This window comes from Mesorhizobium sp. USDA 4413 (assembly GCF_056280365.1).
On record NZ_JBVPRP010000001.1, the window covers coordinates 2,870,610 to 2,888,848 of the forward strand.

Sequence of the window (18,239 nt, forward strand, 5' to 3'; positions counted from 1 at the left end):
ATGGGCATCACCTTTCGCAAGGAAACCTTCCGCGACGACTACACCTTCAGGAACAGCCCGGAGCACATCCGGCGCTTTCCCTTCCCGTTCAACGAAGACAGCTACATGTATGCGGTCAACATCGAGCCGCATGTCGTCGGCCCGAAGGGCAGCGTGCTTGAGAATCTGATCGACGTGGACGAGCACTATGTTTCGGAGATGGAAGACCGCGCCCTGGTGCTGGCCGAGGATCCGCTGCGCTGCCAGTCGCTGCCGCATATGACGCTCGCGGGCTGGGACCTGCTAGAACTGCTGATGGAGCAGCAGGCGCTCGGCTATCCCGAGCATTTCACGTTGGAGCGGAACGGCGATCGCTGGCGCTGGATCAACCGGCCGCTCGGCATCGACGACACCTTCACCTTCGGCGACACCTCGACGCTGCCGTATGGTCCGATGGAATACATAACCCGCCAGAGCCAGGGCGATTTCTGCATCCTCGACCAGCGCGACGGCAATCTGTGGATGGATGCCGGCATGGTCACGACCCAGGCCGACTGGTCGCTCGACTTCGACATCGGCATGAATTTCTTCGAATGGCACGCGCCGGTGCCGCTGGCACATGAGAAGGGCATCTTCACGCGGGCGCTGAAATTCCTCACCAACATCCAGCAGGGCAAGCCGGCCAGGCGCCTCAACTGGACGATGACCATCAATCCGCGCCTCGACACCAGCCCCGAGAATTATCACAAATGGGGTCCGGACCGCGCTACCGTCACGCCCGACAATGTTGGCCAGAAGGTGCATCTGCGCGTCGAGCTGCAAAGCTTCTGGCGGCTGCCGCGCTCCAACGCCATCGTCTTCCCGATCCGCTGCTACCTGATCAAGATGGACGAGCTGGTCACGCAGCCCAAATGGGCGCGCCGCCTGCACCGCGTCATCCGTGACCTGCCGGAAGAGCTCGCCACCTATAAGGGCCTGACGCGGTACAGGTCGACGCTGGTCGAGTGGCTGTCCAAGCTGGATGACGGCAGCCCGACGAGCCCGGGGTTTGGGCCGGATTGAACTTGTACTTCCGCGAGCGCCTTCTTCGTGAGATTCCTCGTTTCGCCAAGGGCAATCCCTATGCGGGGAGGACGAAAGGAGCCTGGCGGGACAGTTTCGCGCCCTTGCTCTCCCCCGTCGATCGGGGGAGAGGTGTCGAGCGAAGCTCGACGGAGTGGGGGTCACCTAGCTTGGCGGTCGTTGGTTCACATCTAGGCGATGCCTCCGATTATTACCTGCCTGCCAAGATTTCAGGCCCGCTCGGTCGTGCCCACTTGTCAGCACCTTCGCGTTTGAGGACCGCCTTCCCCCACTCCGTCGCTGCTTCGCAGCGCCACCTCTCCCCCCTCCGGAGGGAGAGGAAGAGAGCTTGACGGATCACCCGGCGCTGTTTTGCGGATAGCAAATGATCGACAGATACCGCATCGGCAGTTGCGTCAGCTCTTCCGGTCCGTGCGGCGCGTCAGCGTCGAAGAACAGGCTGTCGCCCGGCTTCATCGGATAGAGATTGTTGCCGTGGCGGTAAACGACCTCGCCTTCGAGCATGTAGAGGAACTCCATGCCCGCATGCTGGAAGGTCGGGAACACGTCCGAATTCTCGGTCAGCGTGATGAGGTACGGTTCGACGACGACGCCGCTGGTGTTGGCGCCGATATGGCCGAGCAGATTGTACTGATGGCCGGCGCGCGTGCCGCGCCGCTCGACATCGACGCCTTCGCCGGCCTTGACGAAGACGGCGCTGTGCTCTTCCTCGAAACGCCGGAAGAAGGCGGTCACCGGAACGCCCAGCGCCCGCGATAGCGCCTGCAGCGTCGTCAGCGACGGCGAGGTGATGCCGTTCTCGATCTTCGACAGCATGCCGAGCGAAATGTCGGTGGCCGCGGCGAGATCGGCGACGGTGATGCCGAGCTTCTTGCGGAAGGCCCGCACCTCGTGGCCGATCGCCACTTCGAGCACCTTTTCGCGCGTGTCGCGGATGGCGTGCGGGTTTTGGGTCAGCGGCGTGCGGATCGTGCGGCCGTCGGCCGAAACGCGCTTCGGCCGCGCCTTGCCCTTGGCGGCCGCGCCGGCTGGCCTTGCTGCAGATGTCTTGTTCGCCATGTCGCCCCCGAATCCACAGATTTATTTCACTCAAGGTGAACATATTGGGTGGAGATACGAAAGCGCAACCACGACGGCAAGCCGCCGGATGTCGCAGCGGCGTTTCGCCAGCATGTAACCGGCGCCAGCTCTTTTCGCGGGAAATTCGTTTGGGGCAACGCCGTTGCCGCAGATGTTTGTTGACAGCACCGAAGACGCAATTACTGTCACTGTGAGTGAAATTTGTTTCGTCAGAGCAATTCCAGGAAAACTGTCGAACGGTTTTCCGCCCGGAACTGCGTCAAGAAAAAAATCGAAATCAAAAAGAGGAGGCCCGCAATGAAATCTCGTGTCGCCGTCATCGGAGCCGGACCGTCGGGCCTGGCCCAGCTGAGGGCCTTCAAGTCCGCCGCCGACAAGGGTGCCGAGATCCCGGAAATCGTCTGCTTCGAGAAGCAGAGCGACTGGGGCGGTCTGTGGAATTACACCTGGCGCACGGGCCTCGACGAGCATGGCGACCCGGTGCATGGCTCGATGTACCGCTATCTGTGGTCGAACGGCCCGAAGGAATGCCTCGAATTCGCCGACTACACCTTCGAGGAGCATTTCGGCCGGCCGATCGCTTCCTATCCGCCGCGCGCCGTGCTGTGGGACTACATCAAGGGCCGCGTCGAGAAATCGGGCGTGCGCGAATGGGTGCGCTTCAACAGCCCGGTGCGCATGGTGACCTATTCCGACGAGAGGAAGAAATTCACCGTCACCGCGCATGACCGCACCAACGACGTGACCTATTCGGAGGAGTTCGACAACGTCGTCGTCGCCTCCGGCCATTTCTCGGTGCCGAACGTGCCCTTCTTCGAAGGCTTCCCCACCTTCAACGGGCGCATCCTGCATAGCCACGATTTCCGCGACGCGATGGAATTCAAGGGCAAGGACATATTGATCATCGGCCGCTCCTATTCGGCCGAGGACATCGGTTCGCAATGCTACAAATACGGCGCGAAATCGATCACCTCCAGCTACCGCTCCAAGCCGATGGGCTTCAAATGGCCGGAGAACTGGAAAGAGGTGCCGCTGCTGCAAAAAGTCGTCGGCAAGACGGCGCATTTCAAGGACGGCACCACCAAGGATGTCGACGCCATCATCCTGTGCACCGGCTACCTGCACTCCTTCCCCTTCCTCACCGACGACCTCAAGCTCAAGACCGCCAACCGGATGTGGCCGCTCGATCTTTATGAAGGCGTCGTCTGGGAGAAGAACCCGAAGCTTTTCTACATCGGCATGCAGGACCAGTTCTACACCTTCAACATGTTCGACGCGCAGGCCTGGTACGCGCGCGACGTGATGCTCGGCCGCATCAAGCTGCCCTCCGCCGAGGCGATGGCCGAGCACAGCGCCAGGTGGCGCGCACGCGAAGAGACGCTGGAAGACGCCGAACAGATGATCTGGTTCCAGGGCGACTACACGAAGGAACTGATGGACCAGACCGACTATCCGGGCTTCGACGTCGAGGCGGTCAACCGCACCTTCATGGAGTGGGAGCACCACAAGATGGAAAACATCATGACCTTCCGCGACAATGCCTACCGCTCGCTGATGACCGGCACCATGGCGCCGTTGCATCACACCCCGTGGCTGCAGGCGTTGGACGATTCGATGGAGAGCTATCTCGAGGTGAAGGGCGTGGCGGCCGAGTAGCACGGCAGGCTCTCGCCAAGGTTCCCGTCGTTAAATCGACACCTGGGGGGCGTCCCGTGGGACGCCCCCATCGGTCTACCAGCACACGTAGCCGCCATCAACGATCAGGTCGAGGCCGGTAACGAAGCTTGACGCGCGGCTGGCCAGGAACACGGCCGGTCCGACCATCTCCTCCGGCGCAGCCATGCGGCCCATCGGCGTGTCGCGTTTGAATACCTTCACTTCTTCGGCCACCTCTGGCCGTTTGTTCATCGGCGTCAGCGTGTAGCCCGGGCTGACGACATTGACGCGCAACCCGCGATCGGCCCACTCCATGGCGAGGCTCTTTGACATGTGGATGACGGCGGCTTTCGAGGAGTTGTAGTGCGCCTGCGTCAGCCCCCGATTGACGATGGTGCCCGACATCGAGGCGATGTTGATGATGGAGCCCGTGCGTCGAGGAAGCATGACGCGCGCTTCCGCCTGACAGGACAGAAACACGCCGGCGACGTTGACCTCGTGCACCTTGCGCCATTTTTCCAGCGCCATGGTCTCGGCCGCTTCCGATCCGGCAATGCCGGCATTGTTGACGGCGACGGTCAGCGCGCCGAGCTCGGCTTCGACCCGAGCGATCGCCGTGGCCAGGTCGGTCTCGGACGTCACGCTCCCCGTCAGCACCAGCGCCTTGCGGCCAAGCGCCTTGATCCTCTCGGCAGTCTGCTCAAGCCCGCCGTTCGATGCATGGCCGAAGCAGGCGACGTCGGCGCCCGCCTCGGCAAGCCCGATCGCGATCGCCTGTCCAATGCCGCTGCCGGCGCCCGTCACCAGCGCCACGCCGCCGTCCAGCTTGAAAAGATCCATCGCACCCTCCCTGATTGCGGGAAGGTATGCGCTGAATGGCGCTTCGATCAAGCGGCCTGATCTGGCTGCGCCTGGCGCATCTCGAGCTCAGAAATACCCGTCCGCCGCCGCCGTCGCTTCCTTCCGGATCTCCACCCGTCGACCAGGAATCTTGTCGACCAACTCATGATGGAAGCGCACGAGGCCCTTGATGCGCTCGGCCTCATGCACCGGCTCAGGATAGTATCAGACGAGGTTCTCATGCCGTTTTTTCGGCGTCGTCACGTGGGTAGTAGTTGGAGATACCCTTTATGGGCAGCGCGAGATGTAGCGGCTGGGCGAGAGCATATCGAGCCTGGTGTCCGCGATCGCCGGCGCGAACTCCTGCGCCATGGCAGCGTGCTCGGCCTGTCGCTGCCTTTCCTCTTCCGATGCCCTCGACATTGCGTTGCGGGACTGCGTACGCTCGCTCGAAACCTGTCGACCGACCCGGCTTTCACGGAGAGCGACCGCGCTTTCAGCATGGCGGGTGCTGCGGCGTTCTGACCGCGATCACGCCGGCTCCAAGGTCTTCGGCCTCTGCAGCCTTGTCAACTCGTCATAGGGGATATGGCAGCGGATCGTATGTCCCGGCTGAGCCTCCTCGAGTTCCGGCTCCTGCGTCTCGCAGATGGCGCCGATCTTGCGCGGGCAGCGCGTGTGGAAGACGCAGCCCGTCGGTGGATTGGCCGCGCTCGGGATCTCGCCGTCGAGGCGGATGCGCGAGCTCTCCGTCCGGTCGAGCTTCGGCACGGCCGACAGCAGCGCTTCGGTGTAGGGATGGTGCGGGCCGGAGAACACCGCTTCCGAGGGTCCGAACTCCATGATGCGGCCGAGATAGAGCACGGCGATCTTGTCGGAGAGATAGCGCACCACGCCAAGGTCGTGCGAGATGAAGATGTAAGAGACATCCTGCCTCGACTGCAGGTCGGCCAGAAGGTTGAGGATCGCCGCCTGCACCGAGACGTCGAGCGCCGAGGTCGGCTCGTCGCACACCACGATGCGCGGATCGCCGGCGAAGGCGCGCGCGATCGCCACGCGCTGCTTCAGCCCGCCCGACAGCTGCCGCGGCTTGACCGCCAGATGCTTGTCGGTGAGCCGCACCGAGCGGACCAGCTCCTCGAGACGGTTGTCCAGCGTCTTGCCGGTGAGACCGCCAAGCCGCTTCAGGGCGCGACTCAGGATATGCCGGATCGAATGCGAGCGGTTGAGCGCGGAGTCCGGGTTCTGGAAGACGATCTGCACCGCCTTGACCTGGTCTTCCGTGCGGCTGGCCAGCCGCGGCGCGAGCTTCTTGCCCTCGAGCTCGATCGAGCCGCCATCGTCGGGCGGGACGAGGCCAAGCAGGAGCCTTGCAAAGGTCGTCTTGCCGCTGCCGGATTCGCCGACAAGGCCGAGCGTCTCGCCGGGCCTGAGACTCACCGAGACATCCTTCACCGCTCGCAGCGGGCGACCGTGGCTGGCATAGGTCTTGTTGAGACCTTCGACCTGCAGCACCGGCGGCGCCTGCTTCGGCTGGCCGGCCGCGATCTCGGCGGGCGTGGCGCGCGGCAGTGACTGCGCGTGATCGTGATAGTGGCAGCGCGACAGGCGGCCGTCGCCGAGATCGTAGAGCGGCGGCGGTTCCGCGCGGCAGCGTTCGGTGGCCAGCGCGCAGCGGTCGGCGAAGGCGCAGCCGACGATATTGGCGCCGATGCCGGGCAGGAAGCCCGGAATTGTGTCGAGCCGCCCCTGGTCCTTGCGCTGGCCGCCGCGCGGCAGGCAGCGCAGCAGCGCCACCGTGTAGGGATGGCGCGGGTCGTTGAAGACGTCCCTGGTCGAGCCTTCCTCGACCAGCATGCCGGCATAGAGCACGCCGACGCGGTCGCACATGTTGGCGACGACCGCGAGGTTGTGGCTGATGAACAGAATCGAGGCCGACAGCTCGCGCCGCAACTGCGCGATCAGGTCGAGCACCTCGGCTTCCACGGTGGCATCGAGCCCGGTCGTCGGCTCGTCGAGGATCAGCATCGAGGGGTCGTTGGCCAAAGCCATGGCGATAGCCACGCGCTGCTGCATGCCGCCGGAAAGCTGGTGCGGATAGCGCTGCATGACGCTCGCCGGGTCGGAGATGCGCACCCGGTTCAGCATCGCGAGCGCCTTGTCTTCCGCCGCCTGTCCGGTGATGCCGGCAAGCTCGAAAATCTCGGTCAGCTGGCGGCCGATGCGCAGCGACGGATTCAGCGCCTTGCCGGGGTCCTGATAGACCATCGACACGCTGTCGGCGCGGGCGCGCCTGAGCGCTTCCGCGTCGAGCTTCATCACATCCTTGCCGTCGAGCGCGATCGAGCCGCCGGTGATCGAGCCGTTGCGCGGCAAATAGCGCACCACCGAGAGCGCGACCGTCGACTTGCCGCAGCCTGATTCACCGACCAGGCCATAGGCTTCGCCCGCTTTGATGGTCAGGTTGACATTGCGCAGCACCGCGCGGTTGCGCCGGCCGACGCGATAAGCGACCGAAAGGTCCTTCAGTTCGAGTGCGTTGGTTGCTTGCCTGGGGTCAGTCATTGAACGCTCCATGCACGCCGTCAGCCACCAGGTTGACGCCGATCACCAGCGAGGCGATGGCTAAAGCATCGAACAGCACCGTCCACCAGAAGCCGCCGCCGATCATGCCGTAATTGGAGGAGATCGACAGGCCCCAGTCGGGTGAGGGCGGCTGGATGCCGAAGCCCATGAAGGAGAGCGTGGCCACAGCGAAGATGGCATAGCCCAGCCGCACCGTCGTCTCGACCAGGATCGGCGGGATGACGTTGGGCAGGATCTCGACGAACATCGTGTGCAGCGCGCCTTCGTGGCGCAGCTTTGCCGCCGCCACATAGTCGAGCTCGCGTTCAGCCAGCACCGCCGAGCGCACCGTGCGGGCGATGATCGGCGCGAAGCTCAGGCCGATGACGACGATGACGGTGATCTTGGACGTGCCGAGCGCGACGATGGCGAGCAGCGCGATGATCACCACCGGGATCGCCATGAAGGCTTCGAGCACGCGGCTGACGATGTCGTCGACGATGCCGCGGAAATAGCCGATGACGAGACCAAGCGCCGTGCCGGCGATGGTGGCAAGGATGGTGGCCAGCGGCGCCACGGTCAGGATATCGCGCGAGCCGACGATGACGCGCGAGAAGACGTCGCGGCCGAGCTGGTCGGTGCCGAACCAATGATCTGCCGCCGGCGGCGTCAGCGCGTTGATGATGTCGCTTGCCAGCGGATCGTAGGGGACGAAGTGCTGGCCGAACAGCGCGCACACGATCCAGAAGACGACGATGGCAAGCCCGGTCAGGAACGTGCCGGACCTGGAGAGAGAATGCAGCACCTCGCCCCAGGGGCTGCGCTGTGCGGTGTCGGGCGTCGGCAGGCTGACGGGAGTGTCGGTGGTGCTCATTGCTCTGCTCCCAGCCGGATGCGTGGATTGAGCACGGAATAGAGGAAGTCGGCGATCAATGTCGCCACCGCATAGACGATGCCGATGGTGAGGATGCCGGCTTCGAGCATCGGGAAGTCCTTGCCGCGCGCGGCGGTGAAGATCAGCGAGCCGATGCCCTGGTAGCGGAACAGCGTCTCGATGACGACCAGGCCGCCGATCAGATAGCCGGTCTGGGTCGCGATGACGGTGATGGTCGGCAACAGCGCGTTGCGCAGCACATGGCGCCAGATCACCGTGCGCCACGGCAGGCCTTTGAGCACCGCAGTGCGCGTATAGTCGGAATCGAGCGCCTCGATCATGCCGGAGCGCGCCATGCGCGCGATATAGCCGAACAGCACCAGGAATAGCGGCAGCGAGGGCAGGATCAAATAGTAGAGCTGGGTGAAGAAGCCGGCGCCCTTCGGCCAAGCGGCTGCGATCGGCAGCAAGCGCAGCCACACCCCGAAGATCAGGATCAGGATGATGCCGGTGACGAACTCCGGCAGCACCGTCACCGACAGGCCGCCAAGGCTGATGATGCGGTCGAGCGGCCGGTTGAAATTGAGCGCGGCGATCACCCCGCCGAGAATGCCGATCGGCACCACCAGCACGAAGGCGACCAGAGCGAGCTTCATCGAGTTGCCCAAGGCATCGATGACGAAGGGCGCCACCGGCGCGCGAAAGACATAGGACGTGCCCATGTCGCCATGGAGGAAATTCCAGATCCAGCTTCCGTATTGGACAAGCAGCGGCCGATCGACGCCCAGCGAATGGTTGAGCGCATCAACCGCGCGCTGGTCGGCGAACGGCCCCAATATGGCCCGCCCGACATTGCCCGGCAGCACCTGGCCGCCGAGGAATACCATGACGCTCAGCAAGAACAGCGTGACGAGCGACAGTGCCAGGCGCCGGACGAGGAAAGCTAGAATGGCATCGTCTCCTTATGAAAGATCCTTGCGTCCCGGCAGACGGGACGCGTCGGACAAATCAATAGTGGCAGGCGGATCGAATGCTGTCACGGGCGCAAGAGGGCCGATCGGCGACGTGTTGGGATCGCCGGTCCACGGCGCGACGCCGACGAGCCGGCCGTTCTCGGCGCGGATCTCGTACGTTCCCCCAATGCATGGTGGTGAGCAGGGTTGCGGTTCCCATGCGACGCATCATCCCGTTGCAACGATCGCGGGCAGGGCGCATGGCGTCCTCTCAGGTCCCGCCGGCAAAGCGCCAGCCCCGTTCGAGGCTGGCGATGCGGGTCTATGCTTGCCTCATCCTCAGCCTTTCGACGCCTTCTCGAGGAACAGCTGTGACATGGCCGTGGGCTGCACGCCCGTCACACCCTTCGCCGTTGCCGTCAGATAGTCATAGAAATAGCCGAAGATCACCGGCGTTTCCTCGAGCAGCAGCTTCTGGATCTTGCCGGCGGTCGCCTTCTGCGCCTCGAGGTCGAGGGCCGCGATATAGCTCGCCGCCATCTGGTCATAGTCCTTGTTCTTGAAGTGGGCGGCATTCCAGGTGCCGTCGCTCTTCAAGGGTGCGGCGAGATAGACGTTGGGCACGCCGCGGTGGCCGTAGTCGGTGATGCCCATCGCCGAATCCAGCCAGTTCGACTTGCCGAACACCGCATCGCCGTAATAGGCGCTCTGGTCGAGGATGTTGAGCTCGAGCTCGATGCCGATTTCCTTGACCCAGTTCTGGATGAGCTGCGCGTATTCCGGGATTTCCAGATAACGCTCGGTGGTCAGCGTCATCTTGAAGCCCTTGCCGGCGCCGGCCGCTTCCATCAGCTGCTTGGCCTGCGCGATATCCTGCTTGCGCTGCGGCACGCTGGTGTCGGTCGAGGGGTAGACGGCGGCGAACGGGCTGTCATTGCCAAGCACCGCGCGTCCCTTCATCAGGCCGGCGGCGAGTTTCTCGCGGTCGAGGCAGAGCGCGATGGCGCGGCGCACGCGGGCGTCCTTCGTCGGGCCCTCGTCGCAATGCATATGCAACTGCTGATGCGCCGACGACTTCAGGCTGATGACCTCGACATTTGGATCGTTGAGGACGGCGACGCCCGCCAGCACCGGCATCTGGTTGATGATGTCGATCTGGCCGCCCTGCAGCGCCAGGATTTGCGGCTGGATGTCGGTGAAGAAGGTGAATTCCGTGCGATCCGGCAGGGCCTTCTCGCCCCAGTAATCGTCATTGCGCACGAAGGAGGCGCCGACCTTGGGCGTGTACTTCTCGATCTTGAACGGTCCGGTGCCGTCGAAGCTCTGTTCGTAGCCGCCCTTGTAGCTCGCCGGGATGATCACGGCGTTGTAATTGTCGGACGAGACCATGTAGGGGAAGTTGCCGTTCGGCGCGTCGAGGTGGAACTCGACGGTGTAGTCGTCCACCTTCTTGGTCGCGCCCTTCTGCAGGATGCCGCTGAACACCGACAGCGCGTTGGACGAGTTGGCCGGATCGGCGAGCCGGTCGATGCTCGCCACCACGTCGTCGGCCTTCATCTCGCCGCCCGAGTGGAATTTCACGCCCTTGCGGAGCTTGAAGGTCCACACCGTGCCGTCGGCGTTGGGCGACCAGCTTTCCGCAAGCGCCGGCTTCAGCACCAGGTCCGGACCGTCGATGCAGAGGAACTCGGCCACCTGCTGCATGACGAGCAGGCCGCCGGCGTCGGCGATGGTCACAGGGTCGATCGCCGCTGCCGGCACGCTGCTTCCGACGCGGATGGTGGCGCCGGGCGCGCCGGCGCGCGCGAGCGAGGGTGCCGCGCCGAAGCCGGCCGCCATGCCGATGCGGCCGAGCAGCGGCAGCGACAGGCCGAGCAGGCTGCCATGGCGCACGAATTCGCGACGGCTGATGCGGCCATCGATCAGACCGTCGATCAGGTGGTTTTCGAGTGGCGTGCGGCCGCGCCGCAGCAGATCGAGAATGCGGTAGTTCTTGCTCATGGCTCTAAGCCTTTCCCCAGTTGTTGTGGTTGGCGAGTGCATTCAATTTGCGAGTTCCGTGGCGTTCTCCTGTTCCCGGAACCCATCAATATCGGTCGATGTACAGTAGCATGCGCTTCCGACCGGTCCATCCGTTCGTTGGGACGGAAAAGTCAGATTTTCTTGATGAATTGTCTGTCGGTCATGCGACCAGCGGCCGCCTTTTTCTCCATAAGTCCTGCTAGCTTTTCGACATCCTCCTAATTCAGCGGCAGCCTGCGGTAGGTCCCGGGCCGGGTCGTGATATTTGTTGCAGGGGGGCATGATGGCGGCCGCGCCCGGCGTCGGCGCTTCGCCGATGCCGACAAGCCCGTCCTCGGTCTCGACCTCGACGACGGTCGGCGAGAAGCCGTCGAGCCCGCCGAATACCCACCAATAGGGCGCTTCCAGCCTGTAGTTGATCGGGGTTGCCTTGACGCGCCTGATCTTCATGTCAGCCGATTTCGAAGAAAGGTTCGCCGAGTAGGCCGGGGTCGACGTCGATGCCGAGGCCGGGGCCGTCGGGGATGCCCATATGGCTGCCCGTCACAGGCGGTGCGTTCCTGGCCGTGCGCACCGTCACCCATTCATGGAAGGCGATGGCGTGCAGCCGGCGCTCCGCCGGCGTCGACAGCGACAGATGCGCCATGGCGGCGGTGTCGATCTCGGCGCCGCCGGTGTCCTCGACCGTGATCATGAAGCCGAGATCGACGGCAACATCGCGGATCAGCCGCGTCTGCGTCACGCCGCCCAGCCGCGAGATCTTCAGTGTCAGCCCGTCGGCGGCACCTCGGCGGTGGATCTCCAGCATCTCGCCAAGCGAGGTGACGGATTCGTCCAGCACCATCGGCTTGTCGAGCATGCGGCGCACCGACATGTTCTCCTCGATCGTCGTGCAGGGCTGCTCGAACGTGTAGTCGATCGCGCGTGTGGCGTCGGCGAACTGGCGCGCCTGATAGGGTGTCCAGCCGGCATTGGCGTCGCAGAAGATCACCGTGCCCTTCGGCACGGCGGCGGCCACCGTCGTCACCCGCTCGATGTCGTCATGCACATTGCCGCCGACCTTGATTTGCAGGCGACGGCAGCCTTCGGCAATGATCCGCTTGGCCAGCTCCGCCATCTGATCGAGCGTGCCATGCGTCACGACCCGGTAGGTCTCCGCCATGTCGCTCTCGCGGCCGCCAAGCATGGTCACCAGCGGCACGTCGGCCGCTCGTGCCGCCAGGTCCCAGCACGCCATATCGAGCGCGGACTTGATATAAGGGTGGCCCTTGAACACCGTGTCCATCAGCCGGCCGATGCCGGAAAACCCGCGCGGATCCCGGCCGATGAGATGCGGCGCGATTTCCGGCACGCCGGCGCGCGTTCCCGCCGGGAACGCGGCCGAGTAGAAATTGCCGAGCGGCGCCATCTCGCCCCAGCCGGTCACGCCGCTGTCGGAGGTGATGGCGACAATAACCGCGTCGAAACAGTCCGCGACGCGCCCCTTGGACATGCGGTAGGGCCCGTCCACGAAGGGCTGCACGACATGATAGGCCTTGATGCTCTTGATCTTCACGTTTGGGTCCGCTGTCCGGGGCTGTCAGTTCTTCGATGCGCGCTTTTCGAGGCCGCGCGCATAGGCAAGAAGCTCTTCGAAATCGACGTCGATATGCTCGCGAGCATGGCGCTGGGCGGCGCGCATGTCGGCACCTTTGAGCAGCCCCACATAGGTCTCGTGCACATCCTCGGCCGGCACCGGCTCGTTGCGCGCCCGCTGATGCAGGGCGAAATACATTTGCAGCCGGCTGGTCAGCCGCTGCCAGGTCTCCAGCAGCACCGAATTGTCGGCCCATTCGTAGATGAGCCCATGCAACTGCAGCGCCGTCTCGATCTGGCGCGTGGTGTCCTTCGCCCGCGTCGCCTGTTTCACCGCTTCGTGGCGGCGGTCCAGCTCGTCGAAGAAGCGCTGGTCGCGCTGCGGCCAGGTGAGCTCGATGGCGAATTCATCGAGCACTTTGTTCAGCGAATAGGCGTCGATGATGTCCTTGGCTGCGACGTCGATGACAAAGGTCCCGGCATAGGGAATGCTGGTCAGGATGCCTTCCTGCACCAGCTCGCGCATCGCCTCGCGCAATGGCGCGCGGCTGACCCGCATCTGCTCCGAAATCCTGAGTTCATTGAGCTTCTGCCCCGGCTCCAGCTGTCCGGTCAGGATGGCGCGCCTGAGCAGGGCGACGATCTCCGCCCTGCGCGTCGTATCCGCGATCGGACCGAAATCCAGCTTTGCCATGCCTCGACTCCCGATGGAATTTCCGCAGACAAGCAGATTGTCGACAATCTAACAAGAGGTTAGTTACCGATTTTTCCGGGTTGGAGGCGGCCAAAGAAAACGGCGCCCTCGGTGTGGGTGTCGAGGGCGCCGTCGGACCGGAAACTGACGGGGGTTATCAGCTGGCCGGTTTCGGTTGCGGCAAGGGAGAAACCGGCATTCCGGGTCCGATCTTCTGCAGATTGCCCGTGATCACCTGGTCGTTCTCCGAGATGCCGGAGGTCACGGAAACCAAGTCGCCGTCGGTGGGCCCGAGCGATACCAGCTTCTGGTCGACGGTGTTGCCCTTGCCGATGACATAAAGGTACTTGCCGAGCTGGCTGGAACCCAGCGCCACCTGCGGCACCATCAGCGTGTTGGGCTGTTCCTTCACATGCAGCCGCACCCGCACATATTGTCCGGGCAACAGCGTGAACTTGGCGTTGCCGATCGTCGCGCGCGCCGTGATGGTGCCGGTCGAGTGGTCGATCGTGTTGTCGATGAAGGTCAGCTCGCCCTTCTGGCTGGGCTGGGTCTCGCCGGGCAACAGCACGTCGACGGCGATCGGACCGTTGGCTTTCGCCTGCTCGATCTGCACGAGGTCGGTCTCGCTCGGATTGAAGGTCACATAGATCGGGTCGAGCTGCACCAGCGTATTGAGCACCGTGCCGGCGACGCTGACCAGCGTGCCGACCGAGGCCTGGTTGCGGCCGATCCGGCCTGAGAACGGCGCCTTGATCTCGGCATAGCTGAGGTTGAGCTCGGCCGTCCGCACCGCCGCCTGGTCGACGGCAAGGGCTGCCTGGGCCGTGCGCAGATTGCTGGTGCGCTGGTCGAAGCTGTCCTTGTCGAGATAGCCGGCCTTGGCAAGATCGGTGCCGCGGCCGAGATTGGACTTCGCATATTCGAGCGTCGCGGTATCGCGCTGCACCTGCGCCTTCGCCTGGTCGAGCGCGGCCTGATAGTCGTCGGGCGCGATGCGGTAGAGCAGGTCGCCCTGCTTGACGTCGCTGCCGTCGGCAGCGGTCTGCTCCTGCAGATAGCCCGGCACGCGCGCCTGCAGCGTGATGCTGCGGATCGACTCCACCCGCGCGGCGTAGTCGAGATAGATCGGCAGCGTCTTCTTCACGACATTCACCACCGGCACCGGCATGACGAAGGCCGCCGGCGCGGGTGCTGCGCCCGCCGTGCTGCTGTGGAGGCCGAAATTGCCCATGTCGAGCAGATGCACACTGGCCACCGAGATTGCGCCGAGCGCGACGGCCGTTCCCAAAGCGATTTTCCATCTACGCATTTTGATCTCCAATCCTATTCGGCCGCTTGAGCAAGCGGCTGAAGCGCCGGCTCGGCGGTCGGTTCGATTTCTTCCGGCTGAGGGGCACCGTGGTGTCCCTTGGCTTGTTCCTGTTCGCCGCGTTCGCGCAGCTGCTCGATCACCGCGTAGAAGACAGGCACGAAGACCAGCGACAGGATGGTCGCCGCCACCATGCCGCCGAAGACCGTGGTGCCGATCGACTGCCGGCTGGCAGCACCCGCGCCCGTCGCGAACATCAACGGCAGCACGCCGAGGATGAAGGCGAAGGCGGTCATCAGGATCGGCCGCAGCCTCAGCCTTGCCGCTTCCATCGCCGCCTCGACGATGGTCAAGCCTTCCTCGCGCCGGCGTCTGGCGAACTCGACGATCAGGATCGCGTTCTTCGCCGCCAGGCCGATCAGCATGACGAAGCCGATCTGCGAGTAGACGTCGATCTGCATGCCGCGCAACAGGAGCACGATGAAGGCGCCGAACAGCGCGAGCGGCACGGCGAGCAGCACCATGAAGGGCATCGCCCAGCTTTCATACTGCGCCGCCAGGATCAGGAAGACGAAGACGATCGCCAGTCCGAACACGATCGAGGCGATCGAGCCGGCCTTGAGCTCCTGATAGGTGATGCCGGTCCATTCGTAGCCGAAGTCGCGCGGCAGCACGTTGGCCGCCGCCCGCTCCATGGCGGCCACCGCCTGTCCGGACGAGAAGCCGGGGGCAGCGCCGCCATTGATCAGAGCCGAGGCATTGTTGTTGTAGTGCGGCACGGTCTCCGGTCCAACGATCGGCACCAGTTTGCCCAGCGTGCTCAGCGGCACCATGCCGCCCGACGCGTTGCGCACATAGAGCCGCGAGATGTCGGTCGCATCGGCGCGCGCTTCCTTGTCAGCCTGGATGGTGACGCGGAAGGTGCGGCCGAACAGGTTGAAGTCGTTGACGTAGAGCGAGCCGAGATAGATCTGCAGCGTATTGAAGACATCAGGCAGGTTGAGGCCGAGAAGCTTCGCCTTGCTGCGGTCGAGGTCGTAGTTGAACTGCGGCGTCGAGGTCGAGAAGGACGTGAACAGCTGTTGCGGATTGAGCTCCGGCTGCTTGCGTGCCTCGGCGATCAGCGCCTGCGTGACCTCGTTCAGCGCAGCGCTGCCGCGGCCGGAAAGATCCTCCACCTGGAACTCGAAACCCCCTGTGGTGCCGAGGCCCGGGATCGACGGCGGATCGAAGGAAAGCGCAAAGGCTTCCGGGATCTGCAACAGCTTGTTGCGCACCTCGGCGACCAGCTTCGAGGCGCTCTGGTCTGGCCCGCGCTCATCCCATGGCTTCAGGATGGCGAACTCCACCGCCGAATTCGACTGCGCGGCGCTGGTGAGGAAGTTCAGGCCGCTGATCGAGCCGACGATATCGACGCCGGGCGTGTTCTGCAGAATATCGCGTGCCTTCTGCGCCACCGCGTCGGTGCGTTCAAGCGACGCGCCGTCGGGCAGCTGGATGACGACGAAGAAATAGCCCTGGTCCTCCACGGGAAGGAAGGTGGAGGGCAATTTCTGCCAGACGAAATAGGTGGCCACGAGACCGGCCGCGAACAGGCCGAGCATCGCCCAACGCAGCTTGATCAGGATGCGCACGCCGTGGGCATAGGCATGCGACAGCCAGTCGAAGCCGGCATTGAACCAGCGGAACAGCACGAACTGGGTTTCGCCGCGATGACGCAGGAAGGCAGCGCTCAGCGCGGGCGACAGCGTCAGCGAGTTGAAGGCCGAGATGCCGACCGAGATCGCCACTGTCAGCGCGAACTGGTTGTAGAGCCGCCCCGAGACGCCCGGGATGAAGGCGACCGGAATGAACACCGCCATCAGCACCGCCGTGGTGGCGATGATCGGTCCCGTCACCTCGGCCATCGCTGCGCGCGTCGCCGCCAGCGGCTTCAGCCCGGCCTCCAGCTGTCGCTCGACATTCTCGACCACGACGATCGCGTCGTCGACGACGAGGCCGATCGCCAGCACCATGCCGAGCAGCGAGAGCATGTTGAGCGAGAAGCCCAGCATGTACATCACCGCCAATGTCGCGATCAGCGAGACGGGAATGGCGATGGTCGGGATGATGGTGGTGCGCCAGCTCTGCAGGAAGATGAACACCACCGCCACGACCAGCACCAGCGCTTCGCCGAGCGTGACCAGCACGTCATGCATCGAAGCCGACACGAAGCGCGTCGTGTCGTAATGCATGGCGTAGTTGACGCCCTTCGGGAAACGCTGCGACAGCTCCTGCATCTTGTCCTTGACCCGCTGCTGCAGGTCGAGCGCGTTGGAGCCGGGCATCTGGTAGACGGCCAGAACCACGGTCGGGTCCTTGCCGAAGAAGGCGGATGAGGAATATTGCAGCGCGCCGAGCTCGATCCTGGCAACGTCGCGCAGGCGCACAAGCGAGCCGCTCTGCGAATTGGCGCGCACGACGATGTCGCCGAATTCCTTGGGGTCGCTCAAACGGCCGACCGCATTGACCTGCATCTCGAAGGCGGTGCCGGCCGGCGCTGGCGATTGGCCGATCTTGCCGGCAGCCACCTGCACATTCTGTTCGGCAATCGCGTTCTGCACGTCGACGGCGGTGATGCCGAGATTGGCCAATTTGTCCGGATCGAGCCAGACGCGCATCGAATAGCGGCGCTCGCCGAAGATCTGCACGTCGCCGACGCCAGGCAGGCGCTTCAGCGGATCGACCACCTGCAGATAAGCGAGGTTGCTCAGCGCCACCGGATCGACGGAACCGTCGGGCGAGGTGAGGTCGACGATCAGCACGAAATTGGGGTTCTGCTTCTTGATCGTCACGCCACCCTGGTTGACGATGGCCGGCAGGGAGGATGCCGCTTGGCTGACGCGATTCTGCACGTCGACCGCCGCGGTGCTGAGCGGATAGCCGACATCGAAGGTGATGGTGATGGTCGAGGAGCCGTCATTCGAACTCGTCGACGACATGTAGGTCATGCCCTGCACGCCATTGATCTGCTGCTCGAGCGGCGTGGTGACCGTATCGGCCACCACCTGCGCGCTGGCGCCCGGATAATGCGCGCTGACCACGACCTGCGGGGGCGTGATGTCGGGGAACTGCGAGACCGGCAACAGGAAATAGGCGATCGCGCCGGCGAGCACCATGATGATGGCGATCGCCGACGCAAAGATCGGGCGGTGGATGAAGAAGTTCACCATGATGCGGACGCCTCGCCGAACGGTTTTGCGAAATGGCGCAGGCGCCGGGCCCGGCCGGAGCCGGAATCTTGCAGGAAGGACGGCGGGATGTTGCCCGGCGCCTGGTCCGGCGCGCGCGAGCGCAGCATCCGTTCGAAGGCCTTGGGATCGATCCCGTCCGCCTTCATCACCAGCCGGATCATTGGATCCCGGATGGCTTCGTCGATCGTCAGGTCTTTGCGCGTTTGCATAGGAGTGGCTCCTTGCTCGGCCCGCATCGCTCGATCACGGACCGCTTTTCTCTCGAATTCACCGGCCGAAGCCGCATGACAGGCAGGTTTTGTGTCCTATCTCACTCTGGCAGGGCTATCGGAGGGCCTTGTCGTTTGACGGCGAGTGATATAGGTGTTACCAG

14 protein-coding genes and 1 pseudogene are annotated in these 18,239 nt (G+C 64.1%); 2 read left to right on the forward strand and 13 right to left on the reverse strand.

Annotated features, from left to right (window positions below):
• Window positions 1-1,041: a heme-dependent oxidative N-demethylase family protein gene (locus ACVMIM_RS13735; protein WP_476112513.1), complete on the forward strand. Its 1,041-nt coding sequence runs from the start codon at window positions 1-3 to the stop codon at window positions 1,039-1,041.
• A 357-nt stretch (window positions 1,042-1,398) separates the two neighbouring features.
• On the opposite strand, the gene ACVMIM_RS13740 is transcribed toward ACVMIM_RS13735, so the two are convergent.
• Window positions 1,399-2,121 carry a helix-turn-helix domain-containing protein gene (locus tag ACVMIM_RS13740; protein ID WP_040998033.1) on the reverse strand — a complete coding sequence of 241 codons (723 nt, stop codon included), beginning with the start codon at window positions 2,119-2,121 and terminating at the stop codon, window positions 1,399-1,401.
• Window positions 2,122-2,439: 318 nt separating this feature from the next.
• Between ACVMIM_RS13740 and ACVMIM_RS13745 the strand changes: the two genes are divergently transcribed.
• Entirely contained in the window at window positions 2,440-3,798 is a 1,359-nt protein-coding gene (locus ACVMIM_RS13745) for an NAD(P)-binding domain-containing protein (RefSeq protein ID WP_476112515.1), read from the forward strand.
• Between the two features lie 75 nt (window positions 3,799-3,873).
• Here ACVMIM_RS13745 and ACVMIM_RS13750 read toward each other — a convergent pair whose 3' ends face one another.
• From ACVMIM_RS13750 to ACVMIM_RS13805, 12 genes and pseudogenes are all read right to left on the reverse strand, one after another.
• Window positions 3,874-4,638 carry an SDR family oxidoreductase gene (locus ACVMIM_RS13750; protein ID WP_476112517.1) on the reverse strand — a complete coding sequence of 255 codons (765 nt, stop codon included), beginning with the start codon at window positions 4,636-4,638 and terminating at the stop codon, window positions 3,874-3,876.
• A gap of 87 nt (window positions 4,639-4,725) precedes the next feature.
• Window positions 4,726-4,986 (reverse strand): annotated as a pseudogene (locus ACVMIM_RS13755) (DUF427 domain-containing protein); the annotation flags it as partial.
• A 183-nt stretch (window positions 4,987-5,169) separates the two neighbouring features.
• Window positions 5,170-7,203 carry an ABC transporter ATP-binding protein gene (locus tag ACVMIM_RS13760; protein ID WP_476112518.1) on the reverse strand — a complete coding sequence of 678 codons (2,034 nt, stop codon included), beginning with the start codon at window positions 7,201-7,203 and terminating at the stop codon, window positions 5,170-5,172.
• A complete protein-coding gene (locus ACVMIM_RS13765; protein ID WP_476112520.1) occupies window positions 7,196-8,077 on the reverse strand; it encodes an ABC transporter permease in 882 nt (293 codons plus the stop codon). Before ACVMIM_RS13765 ends, ACVMIM_RS13760 begins: the two co-directional genes overlap by 8 nt.
• Window positions 8,074-9,027 carry an ABC transporter permease gene (locus tag ACVMIM_RS13770; RefSeq protein ID WP_476117215.1) on the reverse strand — a complete coding sequence of 318 codons (954 nt, stop codon included), beginning with the start codon at window positions 9,025-9,027 and terminating at the stop codon, window positions 8,074-8,076. Before ACVMIM_RS13770 ends, ACVMIM_RS13765 begins: the two co-directional genes overlap by 4 nt.
• 342 nt (window positions 9,028-9,369) lie before the next feature.
• Entirely contained in the window at window positions 9,370-11,031 is a 1,662-nt protein-coding gene (locus ACVMIM_RS13775; RefSeq protein ID WP_476112522.1) for an ABC transporter substrate-binding protein, read from the reverse strand.
• A 42-nt stretch (window positions 11,032-11,073) separates the two neighbouring features.
• Entirely contained in the window at window positions 11,074-11,502 is a 429-nt protein-coding gene (locus ACVMIM_RS13780) for a hypothetical protein (protein ID WP_476112523.1), read from the reverse strand.
• A 1-nt stretch (window position 11,503) separates the two neighbouring features.
• Window positions 11,504-12,607 (reverse strand): mandelate racemase/muconate lactonizing enzyme family protein, encoded by a 1,104-nt coding sequence (locus ACVMIM_RS13785; RefSeq protein ID WP_476112525.1) that lies wholly within the window; start codon window positions 12,605-12,607, stop codon window positions 11,504-11,506.
• A 24-nt stretch (window positions 12,608-12,631) separates the two neighbouring features.
• The gene (locus tag ACVMIM_RS13790; protein ID WP_476112527.1) at window positions 12,632-13,321 is read right to left on the reverse strand and encodes a GntR family transcriptional regulator; all 690 of its coding nucleotides are present in this window, start codon (window positions 13,319-13,321) and stop codon (window positions 12,632-12,634) included.
• 157 nt (window positions 13,322-13,478) lie between these two features.
• Entirely contained in the window at window positions 13,479-14,633 is a 1,155-nt protein-coding gene (locus ACVMIM_RS13795; protein ID WP_040998181.1) for an efflux RND transporter periplasmic adaptor subunit, read from the reverse strand.
• A 14-nt stretch (window positions 14,634-14,647) separates the two neighbouring features.
• On the reverse strand, window positions 14,648-17,845 hold the full coding sequence (locus ACVMIM_RS13800; protein WP_476112528.1) for an efflux RND transporter permease subunit: 3,198 nt from the start codon (window positions 17,843-17,845) through the stop codon (window positions 14,648-14,650).
• Complete coding sequence (locus tag ACVMIM_RS13805; protein WP_476112530.1) at window positions 17,839-18,075, reverse strand: hypothetical protein; 237 nt, start codon at window positions 18,073-18,075, stop codon at window positions 17,839-17,841. The genes ACVMIM_RS13800 and ACVMIM_RS13805 overlap by 7 nt, the downstream gene beginning before the upstream one ends.
• Window positions 18,076-18,239: the final 164 nt, after the last annotated feature.